Below are 14,869 nucleotides of genomic sequence, written 5' to 3' on the forward strand. Positions count from 1 at the left end.
AGTCCTCAGGGCGCCGGCTTGGCCGGTGCACTGGCTGCTTGCGCCGCAGCCGGAAGTTGTGTGAAGCGCACCTTGGTGCCCTCACGCAATGCGCCGATCTCGCCGCGAATCACCACCGCGCCGTCGGCCAGGCCCTTGACGGCGACCACGCTGTCTTTGCCGGCGGTGCCGCGAGCGCCCAACTCGACGCTCTTGTGCACCACCAGGTCGTTTTCCACCGCTTGCACATAAGGCGTGGGTTTGTCGGTGCGCACGGCGCTGACCGGCACCGACAGCAGCGAAGCACTGGCCGTGCCCAGCGTGCCCTGCGCAAACAGCCCCTGGCGCAAGGGTGGCGCGCCGGCGTCGCCTGCTGCGCCCGGGTTGTCGATGCTGAGGTAAGCCATCACGCTGCGGCTGCCGGCCTGCGCCGTGGGATTGATGCGCACCACTTTGGCCGTGACGGGCTGGCGGCTGCCTTCAATCTGCAGCTGTGCGGTCTGGCCCACACGCACGTCCATGGAGTCGGTGGCGCTCAAGGTGGCTTCCAGCTCGAGCCGGCTCAGGTCCACCACCTCGACGATTTTGGTGTCGATGCCCACGCGCTCACCGGGTTGGGCAAGGCGCTGCGACACCTGGCCGGAGATGGGGGCTTTCAGGATTGTGTCGTCCACCGATTTGGCCGCGACCTCGGTGGCAGCCATCGCCGCCTTGTAGGTGGATTGCGCGGCGTTGAGGTTGGCCAGCGAGGTATCGAGCGCGGTCTTCGAGATGAAACCCTGGTCAACCAGCGCCTTGTTGTTGTCGTACTGGCGCTGCACCACATCCACCTGTGCCTTGGCCGACTCGGCCTGCTCGCGGGCCTGGCGCACGCGTGACTGGTATTCGGTGGCGTCGATGCGCGCAATCACCTGGCCGGCCTTGACCACGTCGCCTTCGCGAACCGTGAGGCCCTGCAGCTCGCCGGCCACGCGCGCCTTGATGACGGCGGAGTTGACGGCCTTGAGCGAGCCCGACACCGGCAGCCCCTGAACCACGTCGCGCGTTTGCGCCTTGACCACATCGGTGGCGGCCAGTTCGACCTGCCCCATGTCCTTGACGGCGGTGCTTGCGGCAAGCGCCTGTTGCTGGGCCTTGCGTGCGGACAGCGCACGCAGCACGCCGCCCGCGATGAGCAGCACGATGAGTCCGGCGACCCCCCACTTGACCCATCGCTTCATGCTGCGGCTTTCCTGTTGGACTGTGCGGCGGCGCCGGCCGGTGCGGAGATGCCGTTCAGGATGGTTTCCACCTGGAAGGCGATGTATTTTTGCGGATCCAGGTCTGCGTCGCTGCTGATGCAGATGCCGGCGGTGTGCCTGGACAGGATCAGGAAAATCATCGGAGCGACCACCAGGTAAACCGCATAGTCCAGGTCCATGGGCCGGAACTCGCCGCGGTCCATGCCGCGTTGCAGGATGCTGCGGATCAGCCCGTGGCCCGGCATGATGACTTCTTGCTGGTAGAAGGCCGCGATGTCGGGGAAGTTCTTGGCCTCGCTCATCATCAGCTTGGTCAGGCCCGAGGCGCGCGTCAGGCCCACGCGCTCCCACCAGCTGTTCATGCAGTAAGCCAGCAATTCAGGGGTGGTGCCTTCAAAGGTGTCCAGCTCGGCGCGCCATTCCGTGAAGCGGCCCGAGATGTTTTCGCGCACCACGGCCTTGAACAGTTCTTCCTTGCTCTGGAAGTAAAGGAACAATGTGCCTTTCGATACCCCTGCGCGGGCGGCCACTTCTTCGGCGCGGGTGGCGGCAAAGCCTTTTTCCACGAACAGGTCAAGCGCGGCGTCCAGCAGTTCGCCGGGGCGTGCTTCCTTGCGGCGCTCGCGTTTGGCTGCGACCGCGGAGGTTTTGTCGCAAAATAATTTGGAAAGTGACATAGTTACTGACTGACTGGTTAGTAATATATCTGCTTACTTTCCGACCGTCAACCAAAACCGCCTAGGCTACACCGAGGCGGGGGAGCCGGTAGTGCCCTGAAAGGTAAACCCGCGGTAAAGCAGCCGGGTCTGCCGCGGGCCCAGGCGAAAGGGGCCCGCGAGAGGCCGGCTGTCTAAACAGGCGTGAACCGACCGACCATCAGCGCCAGCCATTCGCGCAGTACCTGCTGCGACACCATAAGGCCCGATGCGGAAGGTACCCATTCCATCAGGTCGTGCTGTGCCGGCTGCACCTGACCCATGGGGGCGGGCGTCACCGTCAGGCCGGCACGCTCAAAAGCCCGGACAGCGCGCGGCATGTGCCAGGCGTCGGTGACCAGCGCGATGCGCTGCACACCGCTTTGCTGCAGCAGCGGCGCCAGCAGGCGGGCATTGCCCCAGGTGTCGCGCGACTGGGCTTCGTTCCAGCGCAGCGTCATGCCGTAGTCCTGCTGCACCATGCGTGCGGCCACCACGGCTTCGGAATCGGTCTGTGCGCTGCTGGCCGCCCAACCCATGCCGCCGGTAAAGGCCAGCGGCAAGCCCGACTGCCGCGCCAGCCACACACCGTAGCGCAACCGCGCCGCTGTGTGCGCGCCTGGCTGGCTGCTGCCGTATTCAGCTGCTTCAGGCAGCACGCCGCCGCCCAGCACCACGATGGCCTGCACCTTGTGGGCCTTGAGGTTGGCCACCGGCATGGCGGCAAACTGCGGCAGCACGGTGCGCGCCAGCCATACGGCCGTGCCGTGGCAGCTGAGCAGCGCCAGCAGCAGCACCGAAAAGGTTGCCAGCGCCAGCCCGGCTTTTTTATTACGCCAGGCCAGCACCAGGCCCAGCAAGGCCAGCAACAGCAGCAAGGCTGGCGGGAGCGCCAGGCTGGTGAGCAAAGGCTTGAGCGCGCCGAATTCCATGCGTTGTATTTATTTGCTATGAAAAATATAGCTGCTTGCGCACGTCCTGATTGGGTTGGAGCCCTGAAAGGTCATCAATAAAAGGCTTGCAGGCCGGTCTGGGCACGGCCCAGGATCAGCGCATGCACGTCGTGCGTGCCTTCGTAGGTGTTCACCGTTTCGAGGTTGATCATGTGGCGGATCACATGGTATTCGTCATGGATGCCGTTGCCGCCGTGCATGTCGCGCGCCAGGCGGGCGATGTCCAGCGCCTTGCCGCAGCTGTTGCGTTTGATCAGCGAAATCATTTCCGGCACGGACTTGTCTTCGTCCATCAGCCGGCCCACGCGCAGGCAGCCCTGCAGGCCCAGCGTGATCTCGGTCTGCATGTCGGCGAGCTTCTTTTGAATCAGCTGGTTCTGCGCCAGCGGACGGCCGAACTGCTGGCGGTCCATGGTGTACTGGCGGGCGCGGAACCAGCAGTCTTCCGCCGCGCCCAGAGCGCCCCAGGCTATGCCATAGCGCGCCTTGTTCAGGCAGCCGAAGGGGCCCTTCAGGCCGCTCACGTTGGGCAGCAGGTTGGCCTCGGGCACAAACACGTCGTCCATCACGATCTCGCCGGTGATCGAGGCGCGCAAGCTCATCTTGCCTTCGATCTTGGGGGCGGAAAGGCCCTTCATGCCCTTCTCAAGCACGAAGCCGCGGATGCTTTCCTGGCCGCCGACCTTGCCGTCGGGGTCTTCCAGCTTGGCCCAGACGATGAACACGTCGGCGATCGGGCTGTTGGTGATCCACATCTTGGCGCCCTTGACGATGAAGCCGCCGTCGACAGGCTTGGCGCGCGTCAGCATGCTGGCGGGGTCAGAGCCGTGATTGGGCTCGGTCAGGCCAAAGCAGCCGACCCATTCACCAGTGGCCAGCTTGGGCAGGTATTTTTGTTTTTGCGCTTCGCTGCCATAGGCGTTGATCGGGTGCATGACGAGCGAGCTCTGCACGCTGATGGCGCTGCGGTAGCCGCTGTCGACGCGTTCCACCTCACGCGCGACCAGGCCGTAGCTCACGTAATTGAGGCCGGCGCAGCCATAGCCTTCAATGGTGGAGCCCAGGAAACCCATGGCGCCGGCTTCGTTCATGATTTCGCGGTCGAACTTCTCGTGGCGTGCGGCCATCAGCACGCGGGGCTGCAGTTTTTCCTGGCAGAAAGCGTGGGCGGCGTCGGCAATGGCGCGCTCGTCTTCGCTCAGCTGCTCCATAAAGAAAAACGGGTCTTGCCAGTTGAATTGGGTTTTCATGGGTTGTCTCCGAAAAAGGTGGCTTGGTTTGCAGTGTAGGGCGCGTGGCTGGGATGCCCGCAGGCAGCACGATTGTTTGACAAGCATGAATAGTTGTCTAATATCAAATATCGATCCAACGATATAAAAAACATATTCATGGAATTTCGTCACCTCCGCTATTTCCTTGTCCTGGCCGAAGAGCTGCATTTCGGCCGGGCGGCCCGGCGCCTGTCGATTTCCCAGCCGCCGCTGTCGCTGAACATCCAGCAGCTTGAAGCCTCGGTCGGCGCCAAACTGCTCACGCGCAACAGCAAATCGGTGCAACTCACCGCCGCCGGGCAGGCCTTTGTGCCGGCGGCGCGCGCCTTGCTGGATCAGGCCGCGCAGGCGGCTGGCCATGCACGCGACGTGGGGCAGGGCATGGCCGGCAGTCTGGCCATCGGCTTTTCAGGAACCATGTTGTACAGCGGCCTACCCAAGATCCTGGAGCGCTTCCAGGCCGAACACCCGCTGCTGCGCCTCACGCTGAAGGAACTCAACTCCAGCGAGCAGTTGATCGAGCTGGCGCATGACCGGCTGGACCTCGGCTTTGTGCACACCACACGCGTGCCGCCCGAGTTGTCGCAGGTGCTGGTGTCCAGCCAGGCCTTTGTCGGTTGCCTGCCCGCGGGGCACGCGCTGGCGCGAAAGCGTTCGATATCGCTGCAGCAGTTACAGGGCGAACCCTTTGCCGTGGTGTCGCGCACCGTCTCGCCCGACTACCACGAACGCATCCTGGCAATCTGTACTGAAGCCGGTTTTTACCCGGAGATCCGCTACGAACTGCGGCATTGGCTCAGTGTGGTGTCGCTCGTGTCGCAGGGTATGGGCGTGGCGCTGGTGCCGGCTGCGCTCAGGCAGTCGGCCATGGCGGGGGCGGCCTTTGTGCCGCTGGATGCCGCCACCACACCTTATGAAACGCATTGCCTCTGGAAAACCGCACGCGACCACCAGGCGCTGGCCGCGTTTGTGAAGGCGGTGCGCGCAATCGCCCCGGCGGCGAAGGCATGAAGATTCCATCCCGCCCAGGTGCCCTGGCGAATGACCTTGGTAAAAGTATGTCCACCGCTGGGGGCGTAAAGCTGTCACCATGGGGCAGTTCATAGTCTTCAGGAGAACGGCATCAACCCGTATATCTGGTGTGCGGTGGGTGCCCTTCTCGGCGGAGCTGCCTGCCTGCTCGCGGGCACCCGCGAAAAAATCCTCATCCTCGAAAGTATCGGCGTCGGCATGTTCGGCGCTTTCATCGGCGGCGACTTCGTGGCTGCCCTGCTCAGCAAGGGCGCCACCAACGACAAGGTCTTCAGCATGGGTTCGCTCGGCCTGGCTGTGGCCGGCGGGCTTGTGGCGCTGGCCCTGCTGCGGCTGATGCGCCGTGCAATCGGCCCCCAGCACGTCACCAAAGGCCCGCGCCGGCGCGACTGAGCCGGGCGCGTTTCCGCTTCGTTTCAGGGGGCCATGTGCAGGCCTCTGCGCAGGCCCGCGGGTCGCGGCGTAAGATTGCCGCTCCCCGTACGACCAACGGATTTCAGCGGAGATTTCCATGCCTTCTTCCCCCCAAACCATCACGCTCGGCGGCGGCTGCTTCTGGTGCACCGAGGCGGTGTACGTCAAGGTGCGCGGTGTTACCGACGTGGAGTCGGGCTACAGCAACGGCCAGGCCGCACGGCCCAGCTACGAAGAGGTCTGCACGGGCCGCACCGGCAGCAACGAGGTCGTCAAGCTCACCTACGACCCGGCCGACATCACGCTGCGCGAGATCCTCGAAATTTTCTTCGTCATCCACGACCCGACGAGCCTGAACCGCCAGGGCAACGACGCCGGCACGCAATACCGCAGCGGCATCTATTACTCAACGCCGGAGCAGAAGGCGGAGATCGACGACTTCATCCGTCAGGTCAGCCAGGATAAAACCTTTGGCAAACCCATCGTCACCGAAGTGCTGCCGCTCGAAAACTACTGGCCCGCCGAGTCCTACCACCAGGACTATTTCGAAAACAACCCCAACCAGGGTTACTGCGCGTTTGTGGTCGGCCCCAAAGTCGACAAATTCCGCAAGACCTTTGCGTCACGTGTGAAGGATTGAATGGATGGTTGCGGTCGCTATCAAATAAATAGCTGCTGGCGCAGTTCAGTATTGGGCTGCGGCCACTTTTGATACTGAGAAATCGTGTTTTTGGCGGCTTTGGCCGTCTGAAACCAACCTTTTCGGGTTTTCAAACGGGTTTTAGCCCGTTTTGACGCAAAAAAGCCCTTCGTTTAACCATCAAATTGGCCTGAAAGCCAATAGGGGTAGGCGCAAGCAGCTATTAAATAGATAGCAATGTCGGCACCTTGCGGCAAGCCGTAGCCACCCCGCAACGGCGCTGGCCCGGCCCATCCGCGCTCAAACCCGCCGCTGCGCGAAATAGAACCACTCCTGGCCCACTTCGCCTCGTGGATTCGGAAACACCACAAAACCGTCCGCCGGTGCGGCAACAGGTGCGCCGCCATTTCGCGTGCCAATCGCCTCGCCGGCTTTCACGGCGTCGAAGCTGCGCCACTCGCGCGTGAAGGTGTCGCCCGCATGCTCGCGGTCCACCACGTCAACGAGCCGCAGGATCTCGCGCGTCATCGGCACCGGTGCGGGCTTCTGCGTAATCAGCCCCAGCAGGCCCAGCGTCTGCTGAATTGCATGCCGCGCCACCTGCACCGCCTGCGGGTCGTCGTGCTGGCCGCATTCCAGCGTCACGCCGTAGCCGCCGCGTGAACGCATGTATTCGGTCGTGCCCACGCCGTAGTTCGGGTCGGTCACCAATGTCTGCGCGCGGGCGCCCCCCGCAGCGCCCGCAGCCGTTGCCGCGCGCCGCTGCACGCCCCGGGCGTACGTCTCCAGCCAGCCTTCCACGATCCGGTGCGGCCCGGTGTGCAGCGCCAGTTGCATTTCTTCCGCGGCATGGTCAAAGGGCTCCAGCGCCCCCGTGTTGTTTTGCGGGCCAATCATCACAAACGGCGCGCCGCCCGTGTGAAAAGAGTGCAGGTCCAGCAGCACATCATGCGCATCCAGCAGCGGGCACAGCACGTTCGCGATGCGGTCCTCAAAGTCCTGGGGAATCGCACTCGGCGCCATATTGCGGTTGAGGTTGCGCTCACCCATGCGCTGCTTGAGCCGGTAGGCCAGCGGGTTGGTCACGGGCACAAAAGTCACGGTGCCGCGCTCAATGCCCAACTGGCCGTTGTCGATTTCTTCCAGCAGCTGCGTGATGGCGCGCGTGCCGCAGGTCTCGTTGCCATGCACGGCGCCGGTGACCAGCAGGCGCGGACCGGGGGCGAGGCCATGGTAGGTGTGGGCACGCAGGTGGGTGGGGTGTTGGGCAGGAATGGAAGTCATGGGTAATGCACCGCTGCAGGTGTGGCGTTCATGGCTTGGTTATACAGCGGTTTGGAAGGGAAGGTGAAGCATCCGGGGGCGTTGCTATTTGTTGCCAATGGGCATGCCGTGCGGCGAAGCTTCCTGCCTATGATGGCGGCGTTTCCAGACCTTGCTCAACCCATATCGCTACGGAGGCAACATGGACGCCGACCTTGAAGGCTTGTCGCGTGAACAACTCATTGTGGAAGTCAAAAAGCTCCGCCAGGGCATTCGCGAGCACCGCGACAGCACAGGCCATGAGCTGTGCTGGCATCATCCGGCGCTGTGGGCGCTGCTGCCGGAGAAGAGCGACCCGGTGCCCGTTGTACCCGACTGGCCGCAGTTCTTTCGCGGCTGTATCCGTTACCGCCAGTCGTTTGATGAACAGTTGCCGGATGCGCCCCGAAGCAATCAACCCTATCGCGACTGAACGCTTCACAGCTTTGCCCGGAGGCCAGCGCGGCCAACGAGCCGTTCCACGATGCCGGTTCATTCCAACTCAGTTCTGCCTGATCCCCGCCACCAGTTGTGTCACGTTGTGCCGCATCAGCGTGAGGTAGCTGTCAGCTGGGCCACCAGCTTTTGACAGGGCATCGACATACAGCGCGGGGCCGGGTGTCACACCCGCGTCCTTGCTCAGTTGGGCGAGCAGCTTGGGGTTGCTCATGTTTTCAAAAAACACGGCCTTGATTTTTTCGCGCTGGATCTGCCGGATCAGTTGGGCAACTTCCTTTGCGCTGGGTTCGGCTTCGGTGGAGATTCCTTGTGGCGCCAGGAAGCTGACCTGGTAGTGCGCGCCGAAATAACCGAAGGCGTCGTGTGAGGTGATGACCTTGCGTTTGGCAGACGGGACGGCGCTGAGCTGTTCTTTGGCCCAGGCGTCCAGCGCCTGCAACTCCTTCACGTAGGTTTCGCTGTTGTCTTTGTAGGTGGCTGCACCTGCGGGGTCGAGCCGGGCGAGGGCTGCGGCGATGTTGCGCACGTAGATCACGACGTTGGTTGGATCCTGCCAGGCGTGCGGGTCGGTTTCTTTTCCGCCTTTTTCACCGGGCATGGTGCGGGCCTTCACGCCTTGCGAAGCCACCGCCACCGGGCCCTTGTAGCCGGCGGACTTGACGAGTTTTTGCGCCCACGGTTCAAAGCCCAGGCCGTTGCTGACCAGCAGTTTGCTTTGCAACAGGTTTTTGGCGTCAGCGGGTTTGGGTTCGAACACATGCGCGTCTTCATCGGGGCCGACCAGGGTGGTGACAGCCACGCGTTCACCGCCGACCACACGGACGAGGTCGCCGAGGATGCTGAAGCTGGCGACCACAGGGATCTTGTCGGCGGCCATGCCGGCGGTGGCGGCGGACAGCAGTGCAGCCCCCACCAGGGGTGTCAGCAGTTTGCGTAGCATGTGTTGGATGGATGTCATGGAAGGCTCCGGATTGGTAAAACAAAAAAAGTGGACTCAGGCAACACGATGCGCACGTGCGAATGTGCGCGGCAGCCAGCCGCTGGGCGCCAGCAAGAGTGATGCAAAGTACAGCGCGCCGGCGCAGCCGATGATGGTCGGGCCCGAAGGTGTATCGAAGTGGTAAGACAGCAGCAGCCCGGCATAACCTGCCGCCATGGCCTGTGCGCCGGCATTGGCGAGCTGCGCGGGCAGGGTGTCATGCCAGAGGCGCGCCGACACCGCGGGCAGCATCATCAGGCCGACGGCCATCAGCGTGCCCAGTGTCTGGAAGCCGGCCACGAGGTTGATGACGACCAGCATCAAAAAGCCCTGCTGCCACGCCCATTTGAAAGAGGCGCTGCGGCCCGTTGCAGCCAGGAACACCGGGTCAAAACTTTCGAGCACCAGGCCGCGGTAGGCTGCCGCCAGCGCGACCAGGCTGATGCTGGCCACGCCGGCCACCAGCAGCAGGCCCGGCGTGTCGACGCCCAGCGCGCTGCCGAACAGAATGTGCAGCAGGTCAAGCTGCGTGCCGTGGCCGGAAATGAGCGTCACGCCCAGCGCCAGCGCCACCAGGTAAACGGCAGCCAGGCTGGCGTCTTCTTTCAGCGTGGTGGCGCGGCTGATGAAGCCGGCCAGCGCGGCCACCAGCATGCCGGCCAGTACGCCGCCTGCTGCCATGGCCGTGAGCGACAGGCCGCACAGCATGAACCCGATGGCGACACCCGGCAATATGGCGTGGCTGAGCGCGTCACCCAGCAGGCTCATGCGCCGCAAGGTCAGGAAAACGCCCAGTGGTGCGGCGCTGAGCGATAGCGCCATCGTGGCCACCAGCGCGCGGCGCATGAACGCATATTCGGCGAACGGCGCAAACAGAATGGCCCAGGCACCGTGAAGGGCGTGCTGCGCGGCTTCCATCACGCCGCAGCCTTGTGCAGCAGGGGCTCGTGCAATGCCACTGGTGTGGCTACTGCCTTGTCGTCGATGCGGCAGGCTTCGGCGCTTTCGTCCCATGCTTCTGCCATCGCGCGGGCGCGCGCCAGGTTGCCTTCGGTCATGACCTGTGCGGTGGGCCCCCAGGCGACGGCTTCGCGCGCCAGCAGGAGTGTTTGCGGAAAATGCGCCCGCACCTGGGCATCGTCGTGCAGCACGGCAATCACGGTGCGCCCCTGGGCATGCCACTGGCGAATCAACGCCAGCAAGGCGGCGGTGGTCTTGCTGTCTATTGCGTTAAAGGGCTCGTCCAGCAGGATCAGGCGGGCGTCCTGCACCAGCAGGCGGGCAAACAGCACGCGCTGGAACTGCCCGCTGGAAAGCGTGCCAATGGGCCGCGCTTCAAAACCCTCCAGGCCAACGGTGCGCAAGGCCGCGCCGACGGCGGCCCACTGCGCCTCACTGACGCCGCCCCACGCGCCCTGCGAAGGCCAGCAGCCGAGCAGCACGGCGTCGCACACGTCCATCGGAAAGCTCCGGTCCAGCTCAGCCTGTTGCGGCAGGTAGGCAATGCGCGCGCGCGGCGTTGCCGTGGTGACCTGTCCGCCCGAACGGGGCAGCAAACCCATGATGCTTTTGCACAGCGTGCTTTTGCCGGCGCCGTTGGGGCCAACAACCGCAGTCAGCGAACCCGCCGCGAAGTGACCGCTGACGTGGTGCAGCGCCGGATGCTGCCGGTAGCTGACGGTGAGGTTGTCCAGCGCGACCATGGCGCTCACCATGGCGCTATTTCCGCCGAAGCCCAGGCGACCGCCATCCAGAGCAGCGCCACGGCTGGCAACACCGCGAGCACCCGGCGCCAGGCCGGCCAGGTGAGGATGCTGCGGCGGCGCGGAGGCTGTGGGGGGAAGGGAGGAGGTGAAGCTGGCAAGGGAGTCGTCTTTACAAACAAGCGGGCCGGGAAGTCATCAAAAGCCACTCGGTTGCGGTAATAATGCAACTGAATTGCTGTATAGTCTAATGCAACATTGTTGCGTTATGTGCGCGCATTGCGAAAATACACCGCGCGCTCTTTTGCCAAACTCTTTCCGAACGGCTTCATCCCATGGCATCCGTCCACCCTGTCAGGCGTTCCAAAACCGAGCCCGGTATCACCGCCGACGCGGACCCGATTGATGTGCTGTTGTCAGCCCACGGCCTGCGCCGCACCAGCGCTGCGCGTCTGGTGCTGGGCTGGCTGCTGGCCCACCCGGACACCAGCTACACGCACGCGCAACTACAGGCCGCGTTGGGCGGCGACGATGATGCCGGCGAAGGCGTGACACTGGATCGCGTCACGCTGTACCGGCTGATCGACCGGCTCACGCAGGTGGGTTTGCTGCTGTGCCGCGTGGACGCCAACCGCGTGCGGCGCTACCAGGCCATGCCGAGCAGCGTGCACGCCATTCCCCACTTTGAATGCCAGAGCTGCCACCGCGACAGCCCCTTGTCGGGCGCGTTGTCGGGCAAGCGTTCGGGTGCGCTCAAGGCCAGCACCAAAGACCTGGAACGCGCCGCGCAAACCGCGCTGGAAGCATTGAAGGCGCTGGGTTACCAGGGCATGAGCATGGACTTTGCCGTGCGGGGCGTGTGCGCCGACTGCGCCAACGGCACGGCTTCTTCATGATCAGCACCCGCCAGCTGGCTTACCGCTACACCAATGGTCCCGAGCTGCGCTTTGCGGACTTGGACGTCGCGCAGGGCGGCACCTTGCTGCTGCGCGGTGCGTCGGGCTCGGGCAAATCAACCTGGCTGGCGCTGGCGGCAGGTTTGCTGGCGCCCAGTGAGGGCGACATCACAGTGGCCGGCCAGTCCATCAAGGCATTGGGCGGACGTGCCGGCGACGCGTGGCGGGCAAAAACCATTGGCTTTTTGCCGCAGAAGCTTCACCTGAGCGCAGCGCTGACGGTGCAGGGCAACCTGGCCATGGCGCAGTGGGCCGCCGGCCAGCCGGATGACGAAGGCCGCATTGCCGAGGCGTTGGCCGCGCTGGATGTGCAGGCGCTGGCGCAGCGCAAGCCGGCGCAGCTTTCGGGCGGGCAGGCGCAGCGTGTGGCACTGGCACGTGCGGTGCTGCTGAAGCCGCGCGTGATCCTGGCCGATGAACCCACGGCCAGCCTGGACGACGACGCGGCCGCTGCGTCGCTGGCCTTGCTGCAAAGCGCGGCGCAGCAGCAGGGCGCCACGCTGGTGATTGCCACGCACGATGCGCGTGTCCAGGCCTTTTTTAAAGACGAAAAAGGCCTGCAGTCCTTATTGGTCGAGCGCAAGCAGCTATGAAAACGATAGCATTCAAAACCGTTGTGTTTTCATGGCGCTACCTGTGGTCGCGGCCGCTGGCGGCAGCGCTCAACCTGCTGCTGCTCACCCTGGGGCTGGCTTCCATCACTTTTCTGCTGCTGGTCAGCCACCAGATCAGCCAGGCGTTTGACCGTGACGTGGCCGGCATTGATGTGGTGGTGGGCGCCAAGGGCAGCCCGATGCAGCTGATTTTGTCGGGCGTGTTTCACCTCGACGTGCCGACGGGCAATGTGCCGCTGGCGGCGGTGAAGGAGCTGGAAAAGCATCCGCAGGTCGCCAAGGTCATCCCCATCAGCCTGGGCGACAGTTTTCGCGGCTTTCGCATCGTGGGCACCACGCCCGACTACATCCACCATTACGACGCGCAGCTGGCGCAGGGCGCGCTGTGGTCCAGGCCGATGCAGGCCGTCATTGGTGCGCAGGTGGCGCAGCAAACCGGCCTGAAAGTGGGCGACAGCTTTACCGGCACGCACGGCCTGGGCGGCGGCGGTGAAGAACACAAGCTGAGCCCCTACGTGGTGTCGGGCATCCTGGCCAGCAGCCGCACGGTGCTGGACCGCCTGGTGCTGACGGCTACCGAGTCTGTCTGGCAGGTGCATGAAACCGACACGGCACTGGACGACGACGACCGCAAGGTGCTGGAAGAAGAGCGCGAAATCACGCTGGCACTGATCCAGTACAAGACGCCGCTGGCGGCCGTGACTTTTCCGCGCTACATCAATAGCAGCACCGAGATGCAGGCTGCCGCGCCGGCGCTGGAAATCACGCGCCTGCTGAGCATGGTGGGTGTGGGCACCGACGTGCTGCGGGCGCTGGCCGGCGTGCTGCTGCTGACGGCGGGCCTGAGCGTCTTCATTGCGCTGTGGGGTGCCGTGCGTGAGCGCCGGGCCGACCTGGCGCTGCTGCGCATGCTGGGCGCGCCGCCGGCCCGCGTGGCCGGCCTGCTGCTGTGCGAAGCGCTGTGGCTGGCGTTGCTGGCAACCATGCTGGGGGTGCTTGCGGGGCAGGGGCTGACGGCACTGCTGGCCTGGGCGTTGCAACTTGAAAAATCTGTCCTGATCGGTGCGCTGTCATGGCCGGTCGAGCTGGTCAGTGTGCCGGTACTGGCTTTGGGGGTGGCGCTGGCGTCTGCGTTGCTGCCCGCCTGGGAAGCCTACCGGGTCAGTGTGTTTGAACTTCTCCAATCAAGGTAACCTTCTTATGACAAACCTCTCTTCCATCAAAAAATTCCTCACCCTGTCTCCTGTTGCGGCCACGTTTGCGGCGGTGGCCCTGAGCGCCACGTTTTCGCTGGCCCATGCGCAGCACAACGACAAGGAAACCAAGGAAGACATCCAGCGCCACCGCGCCATGGCCGCCGCCCACGAAAACGCCGCCAAATGCCTGGAATCGGGCAAGAAAGACGAAGTTTGTGAAAAAGAGCTGCAGGCCGCTTGCAAAGGCCTGGCTGTCGGCAAATACTGCGGGATGAAACACGTTCATTGACGTTCATTGACGTCCACTGACGTCACCGCGACGCCCCTGAAGTGGCCTCACCTTTTTTCTGGATTTTCTGGAGTACTGCATGACAGCCTCTTTTCGCCCTCGCACTCCAAGCCTTTACGGACTGAGGTGGGCATTGGCCTGCAGCACGCTGCTGGCCGCTACAGGCCTTTCGGCGCAAACGCTGTCTTCACCGCTGGCGAATGGCGGCAAGCCTGCCGCGGCAGGGCCGGCGTTTGACATACCGGTCGGACAGGGCGCGGGCGTGCATGGCGCCAACAGTCCGTTTCCGCCGCTGGCAGCCCGTACGGATGTGGTGCCCTGGTCGGTGCTGACGGCGGTGAAAACCAAAAACGAGAAAAACCGCATCCTTCCGGTCTTCACCCTCGACCAGATGGCGCTGAACCAGAAAACCCAGCGCATCCAGGGTTTCATGATGCCGCTGGACCCGGGCGAAAAGCAAAAGCATTTTTTGCTGTCGTCAGTGCCGCTGACCTGCGCCTTCTGCCTGCCCGGCGGGCCCGAGAGCATGGTCGAAGTCAAAACCAAAACGCCGGTGAAATACAGCATGGAGCCGGTGGTGGTGGAGGGGCGCTTCCTCGTCCTCAATGACGACTCTTACGGCCTTTACTACCGCATCACGGATGCCACCAGCGTCAAGTGAGCGTCGGGGTCTGAGTCGCGCCCGGGCCCTGGCCTGGCTGCTGGCCGCCACGCTATTGCTTGCGCAACTGCTGGGGCTGATGCACGGCGTGGTGCACAGCCCGCAGGCGCACATCCATTCACATTCGAATATGCATCATGACGGCCACCATCAGGGACACGCCGCTCTTGCGCATGTGGAAGAAGAGGGAGAGAGTGAAGGCGGCTGGCTGGCTTCTCTGTTTTCCTCGCATGACGGCGATCCGGATTGCCGCCTGTTTGACCAGGCCAGCCACGGCCAGGCGGCGCCCACGCTTCCCCTGCTGAGTTTGCCGCTGGTGCTCTCCAGCGTGGCATTTGACATCTCCCGCGGCGAAGCACTCGCCCGCTGGGCGGCGCTGTTCGACGCGCGCGGCCCGCCTTCCACTCGCTGAATCTCCCCGTTTTTCTGTGCGCCGGCCACCTGGCCAGGGCGCAGCTTTGCCCTCTTGTTTTTCGATTCAGCGA

At 64.0% G+C, this 14,869-nt stretch carries 18 protein-coding genes; 10 read left to right on the forward strand and 8 right to left on the reverse strand.

The window, feature by feature from the left end; genetic code table 11:
• Positions 1-5: 5 nt before the first annotated feature.
• From ACXJKE_RS07390 to ACXJKE_RS07405, 4 genes are all read right to left on the reverse strand, one after another.
• The gene (locus ACXJKE_RS07390; protein ID WP_457279941.1) at positions 6-1,199 is read right to left on the reverse strand and encodes an efflux RND transporter periplasmic adaptor subunit; all 1,194 of its coding nucleotides are present in this window, start codon (positions 1,197-1,199) and stop codon (positions 6-8) included.
• Positions 1,196-1,897, reverse strand: coding sequence for a TetR/AcrR family transcriptional regulator (locus tag ACXJKE_RS07395; protein WP_457279942.1), 702 nt, complete (start codon positions 1,895-1,897; stop codon positions 1,196-1,198). Before ACXJKE_RS07395 ends, ACXJKE_RS07390 begins: the two co-directional genes overlap by 4 nt.
• A 173-nt stretch (positions 1,898-2,070) precedes the next feature.
• Complete coding sequence (locus ACXJKE_RS07400; RefSeq protein ID WP_457279943.1) at positions 2,071-2,847, reverse strand: YdcF family protein; 777 nt, start codon at positions 2,845-2,847, stop codon at positions 2,071-2,073.
• A 74-nt stretch (positions 2,848-2,921) separates the two neighbouring features.
• Positions 2,922-4,118, reverse strand: coding sequence for an acyl-CoA dehydrogenase (locus ACXJKE_RS07405; RefSeq protein WP_457279944.1), 1,197 nt, complete (start codon positions 4,116-4,118; stop codon positions 2,922-2,924).
• Positions 4,119-4,256: 138 nt separating this feature from the next.
• Here ACXJKE_RS07405 and ACXJKE_RS07410 point away from each other — a divergent pair, with 138 nt between their 5' ends.
• From ACXJKE_RS07410 to msrA, 3 genes are all read left to right on the forward strand, one after another.
• Entirely contained in the window at positions 4,257-5,150 is an 894-nt protein-coding gene (locus ACXJKE_RS07410; protein WP_457279945.1) for a LysR substrate-binding domain-containing protein, read from the forward strand.
• A gap of 135 nt (positions 5,151-5,285) precedes the next feature.
• Positions 5,286-5,564: a hypothetical protein gene (locus ACXJKE_RS07415; RefSeq protein WP_457279946.1), complete on the forward strand. Its 279-nt coding sequence runs from the start codon at positions 5,286-5,288 to the stop codon at positions 5,562-5,564.
• Positions 5,565-5,682: 118 nt separating this feature from the next.
• Entirely contained in the window at positions 5,683-6,225 is a 543-nt protein-coding gene (gene msrA, locus ACXJKE_RS07420) for a peptide-methionine (S)-S-oxide reductase MsrA (RefSeq protein ID WP_457279947.1), read from the forward strand.
• Between the two features lie 300 nt (positions 6,226-6,525).
• On the opposite strand, the gene ACXJKE_RS07425 is transcribed toward msrA, so the two are convergent.
• A complete protein-coding gene (locus ACXJKE_RS07425) occupies positions 6,526-7,509 on the reverse strand; it encodes a succinylglutamate desuccinylase (RefSeq protein ID WP_457279948.1) in 984 nt (327 codons plus the stop codon).
• Between the two features lie 181 nt (positions 7,510-7,690).
• Between ACXJKE_RS07425 and ACXJKE_RS07430 the strand changes: the two genes are divergently transcribed.
• On the forward strand, positions 7,691-7,960 hold the full coding sequence (locus ACXJKE_RS07430; RefSeq protein WP_457279949.1) for a hypothetical protein: 270 nt from the start codon (positions 7,691-7,693) through the stop codon (positions 7,958-7,960).
• Positions 7,961-8,029: 69 nt separating this feature from the next.
• On the opposite strand, the gene ACXJKE_RS07435 is transcribed toward ACXJKE_RS07430, so the two are convergent.
• From ACXJKE_RS07435 to ACXJKE_RS07445, 3 genes are read right to left on the reverse strand one after another with little or no spacing between them, the layout of a single operon-like run.
• On the reverse strand, positions 8,030-8,944 hold the full coding sequence (locus tag ACXJKE_RS07435) for a metal ABC transporter substrate-binding protein (protein ID WP_457279950.1): 915 nt from the start codon (positions 8,942-8,944) through the stop codon (positions 8,030-8,032).
• 36 nt (positions 8,945-8,980) lie between these two features.
• The gene (locus ACXJKE_RS07440; RefSeq protein WP_457279951.1) at positions 8,981-9,883 is read right to left on the reverse strand and encodes a metal ABC transporter permease; all 903 of its coding nucleotides are present in this window, start codon (positions 9,881-9,883) and stop codon (positions 8,981-8,983) included.
• Positions 9,883-10,677 (reverse strand): metal ABC transporter ATP-binding protein, encoded by a 795-nt coding sequence (locus tag ACXJKE_RS07445; protein ID WP_457280959.1) that lies wholly within the window; start codon positions 10,675-10,677, stop codon positions 9,883-9,885. The genes ACXJKE_RS07440 and ACXJKE_RS07445 overlap by 1 nt, the downstream gene beginning before the upstream one ends.
• 326 nt (positions 10,678-11,003) lie before the next feature.
• On the opposite strand from ACXJKE_RS07445, the gene ACXJKE_RS07450 reads away from it, so the two are divergent.
• The 6 genes from ACXJKE_RS07450 to ACXJKE_RS07475 all read left to right on the forward strand — a co-directional run bounded on the left by ACXJKE_RS07450 (position 11,004) and on the right by ACXJKE_RS07475 (position 14,796).
• The gene (locus tag ACXJKE_RS07450) at positions 11,004-11,564 is read left to right on the forward strand and encodes a Fur family transcriptional regulator (protein ID WP_457279952.1); all 561 of its coding nucleotides are present in this window, start codon (positions 11,004-11,006) and stop codon (positions 11,562-11,564) included.
• A complete protein-coding gene (locus ACXJKE_RS07455) occupies positions 11,561-12,217 on the forward strand; it encodes an ATP-binding cassette domain-containing protein (RefSeq protein ID WP_457279953.1) in 657 nt (218 codons plus the stop codon). Before ACXJKE_RS07450 ends, ACXJKE_RS07455 begins: the two co-directional genes overlap by 4 nt.
• Entirely contained in the window at positions 12,214-13,431 is a 1,218-nt protein-coding gene (locus ACXJKE_RS07460) for an ABC transporter permease (RefSeq protein ID WP_457279954.1), read from the forward strand. Before ACXJKE_RS07455 ends, ACXJKE_RS07460 begins: the two co-directional genes overlap by 4 nt.
• Before the next feature lie 7 nt (positions 13,432-13,438).
• Positions 13,439-13,723 (forward strand): hypothetical protein, encoded by a 285-nt coding sequence (locus tag ACXJKE_RS07465; protein WP_457279955.1) that lies wholly within the window; start codon positions 13,439-13,441, stop codon positions 13,721-13,723.
• Between the two features lie 79 nt (positions 13,724-13,802).
• Positions 13,803-14,384, forward strand: a complete 582-nt coding sequence (locus tag ACXJKE_RS07470; RefSeq protein ID WP_457279956.1) for a DUF3299 domain-containing protein — start codon at positions 13,803-13,805, stop codon at positions 14,382-14,384.
• Positions 14,365-14,796 (forward strand): hypothetical protein, encoded by a 432-nt coding sequence (locus ACXJKE_RS07475; protein ID WP_457279957.1) that lies wholly within the window; start codon positions 14,365-14,367, stop codon positions 14,794-14,796. The genes ACXJKE_RS07470 and ACXJKE_RS07475 overlap by 20 nt, the downstream gene beginning before the upstream one ends.
• Positions 14,797-14,869 lie beyond the last annotated feature (73 nt).

It is taken from the genome of Polaromonas sp. P5_D5, from assembly GCF_054049435.1.

What these genes read in the sequence shown, in the direction of transcription:
- ACXJKE_RS07450 (WP_457279952.1), top strand. Translation starts at nt 11,004, where the DNA reads ATGGCATCCGTCCACCCTGTCAGGCGTTCCAAAACCGAGCCCGGTATC.
- ACXJKE_RS07440 (WP_457279951.1), bottom strand. Translation starts at nt 9,883, where the DNA reads ATGGAAGCCGCGCAGCACGCCCTTCACGGTGCCTGGGCCATTCTGTTT.
- ACXJKE_RS07475 (WP_457279957.1), top strand. Translation starts at nt 14,365, where the DNA reads ATGCCACCAGCGTCAAGTGAGCGTCGGGGTCTGAGTCGCGCCCGGGCC.
- ACXJKE_RS07460 (WP_457279954.1), top strand. Translation starts at nt 12,214, where the DNA reads ATGAAAACGATAGCATTCAAAACCGTTGTGTTTTCATGGCGCTACCTG.
- ACXJKE_RS07455 (WP_457279953.1), top strand. Translation starts at nt 11,561, where the DNA reads ATGATCAGCACCCGCCAGCTGGCTTACCGCTACACCAATGGTCCCGAG.
- ACXJKE_RS07435 (WP_457279950.1), bottom strand. Translation starts at nt 8,944, where the DNA reads ATGACATCCATCCAACACATGCTACGCAAACTGCTGACACCCCTGGTG.
- ACXJKE_RS07390 (WP_457279941.1), bottom strand. Translation starts at nt 1,199, where the DNA reads ATGAAGCGATGGGTCAAGTGGGGGGTCGCCGGACTCATCGTGCTGCTC.
- ACXJKE_RS07465 (WP_457279955.1), top strand. Translation starts at nt 13,439, where the DNA reads ATGACAAACCTCTCTTCCATCAAAAAATTCCTCACCCTGTCTCCTGTT.
- ACXJKE_RS07430 (WP_457279949.1), top strand. Translation starts at nt 7,691, where the DNA reads ATGGACGCCGACCTTGAAGGCTTGTCGCGTGAACAACTCATTGTGGAA.
- ACXJKE_RS07400 (WP_457279943.1), bottom strand. Translation starts at nt 2,847, where the DNA reads ATGGAATTCGGCGCGCTCAAGCCTTTGCTCACCAGCCTGGCGCTCCCG.
- ACXJKE_RS07410 (WP_457279945.1), top strand. Translation starts at nt 4,257, where the DNA reads ATGGAATTTCGTCACCTCCGCTATTTCCTTGTCCTGGCCGAAGAGCTG.
- ACXJKE_RS07470 (WP_457279956.1), top strand. Translation starts at nt 13,803, where the DNA reads ATGACAGCCTCTTTTCGCCCTCGCACTCCAAGCCTTTACGGACTGAGG.
- msrA (WP_457279947.1), top strand. Translation starts at nt 5,683, where the DNA reads ATGCCTTCTTCCCCCCAAACCATCACGCTCGGCGGCGGCTGCTTCTGG.
- ACXJKE_RS07405 (WP_457279944.1), bottom strand. Translation starts at nt 4,118, where the DNA reads ATGAAAACCCAATTCAACTGGCAAGACCCGTTTTTCTTTATGGAGCAG.
- ACXJKE_RS07425 (WP_457279948.1), bottom strand. Translation starts at nt 7,509, where the DNA reads ATGACTTCCATTCCTGCCCAACACCCCACCCACCTGCGTGCCCACACC.
- ACXJKE_RS07395 (WP_457279942.1), bottom strand. Translation starts at nt 1,897, where the DNA reads ATGTCACTTTCCAAATTATTTTGCGACAAAACCTCCGCGGTCGCAGCC.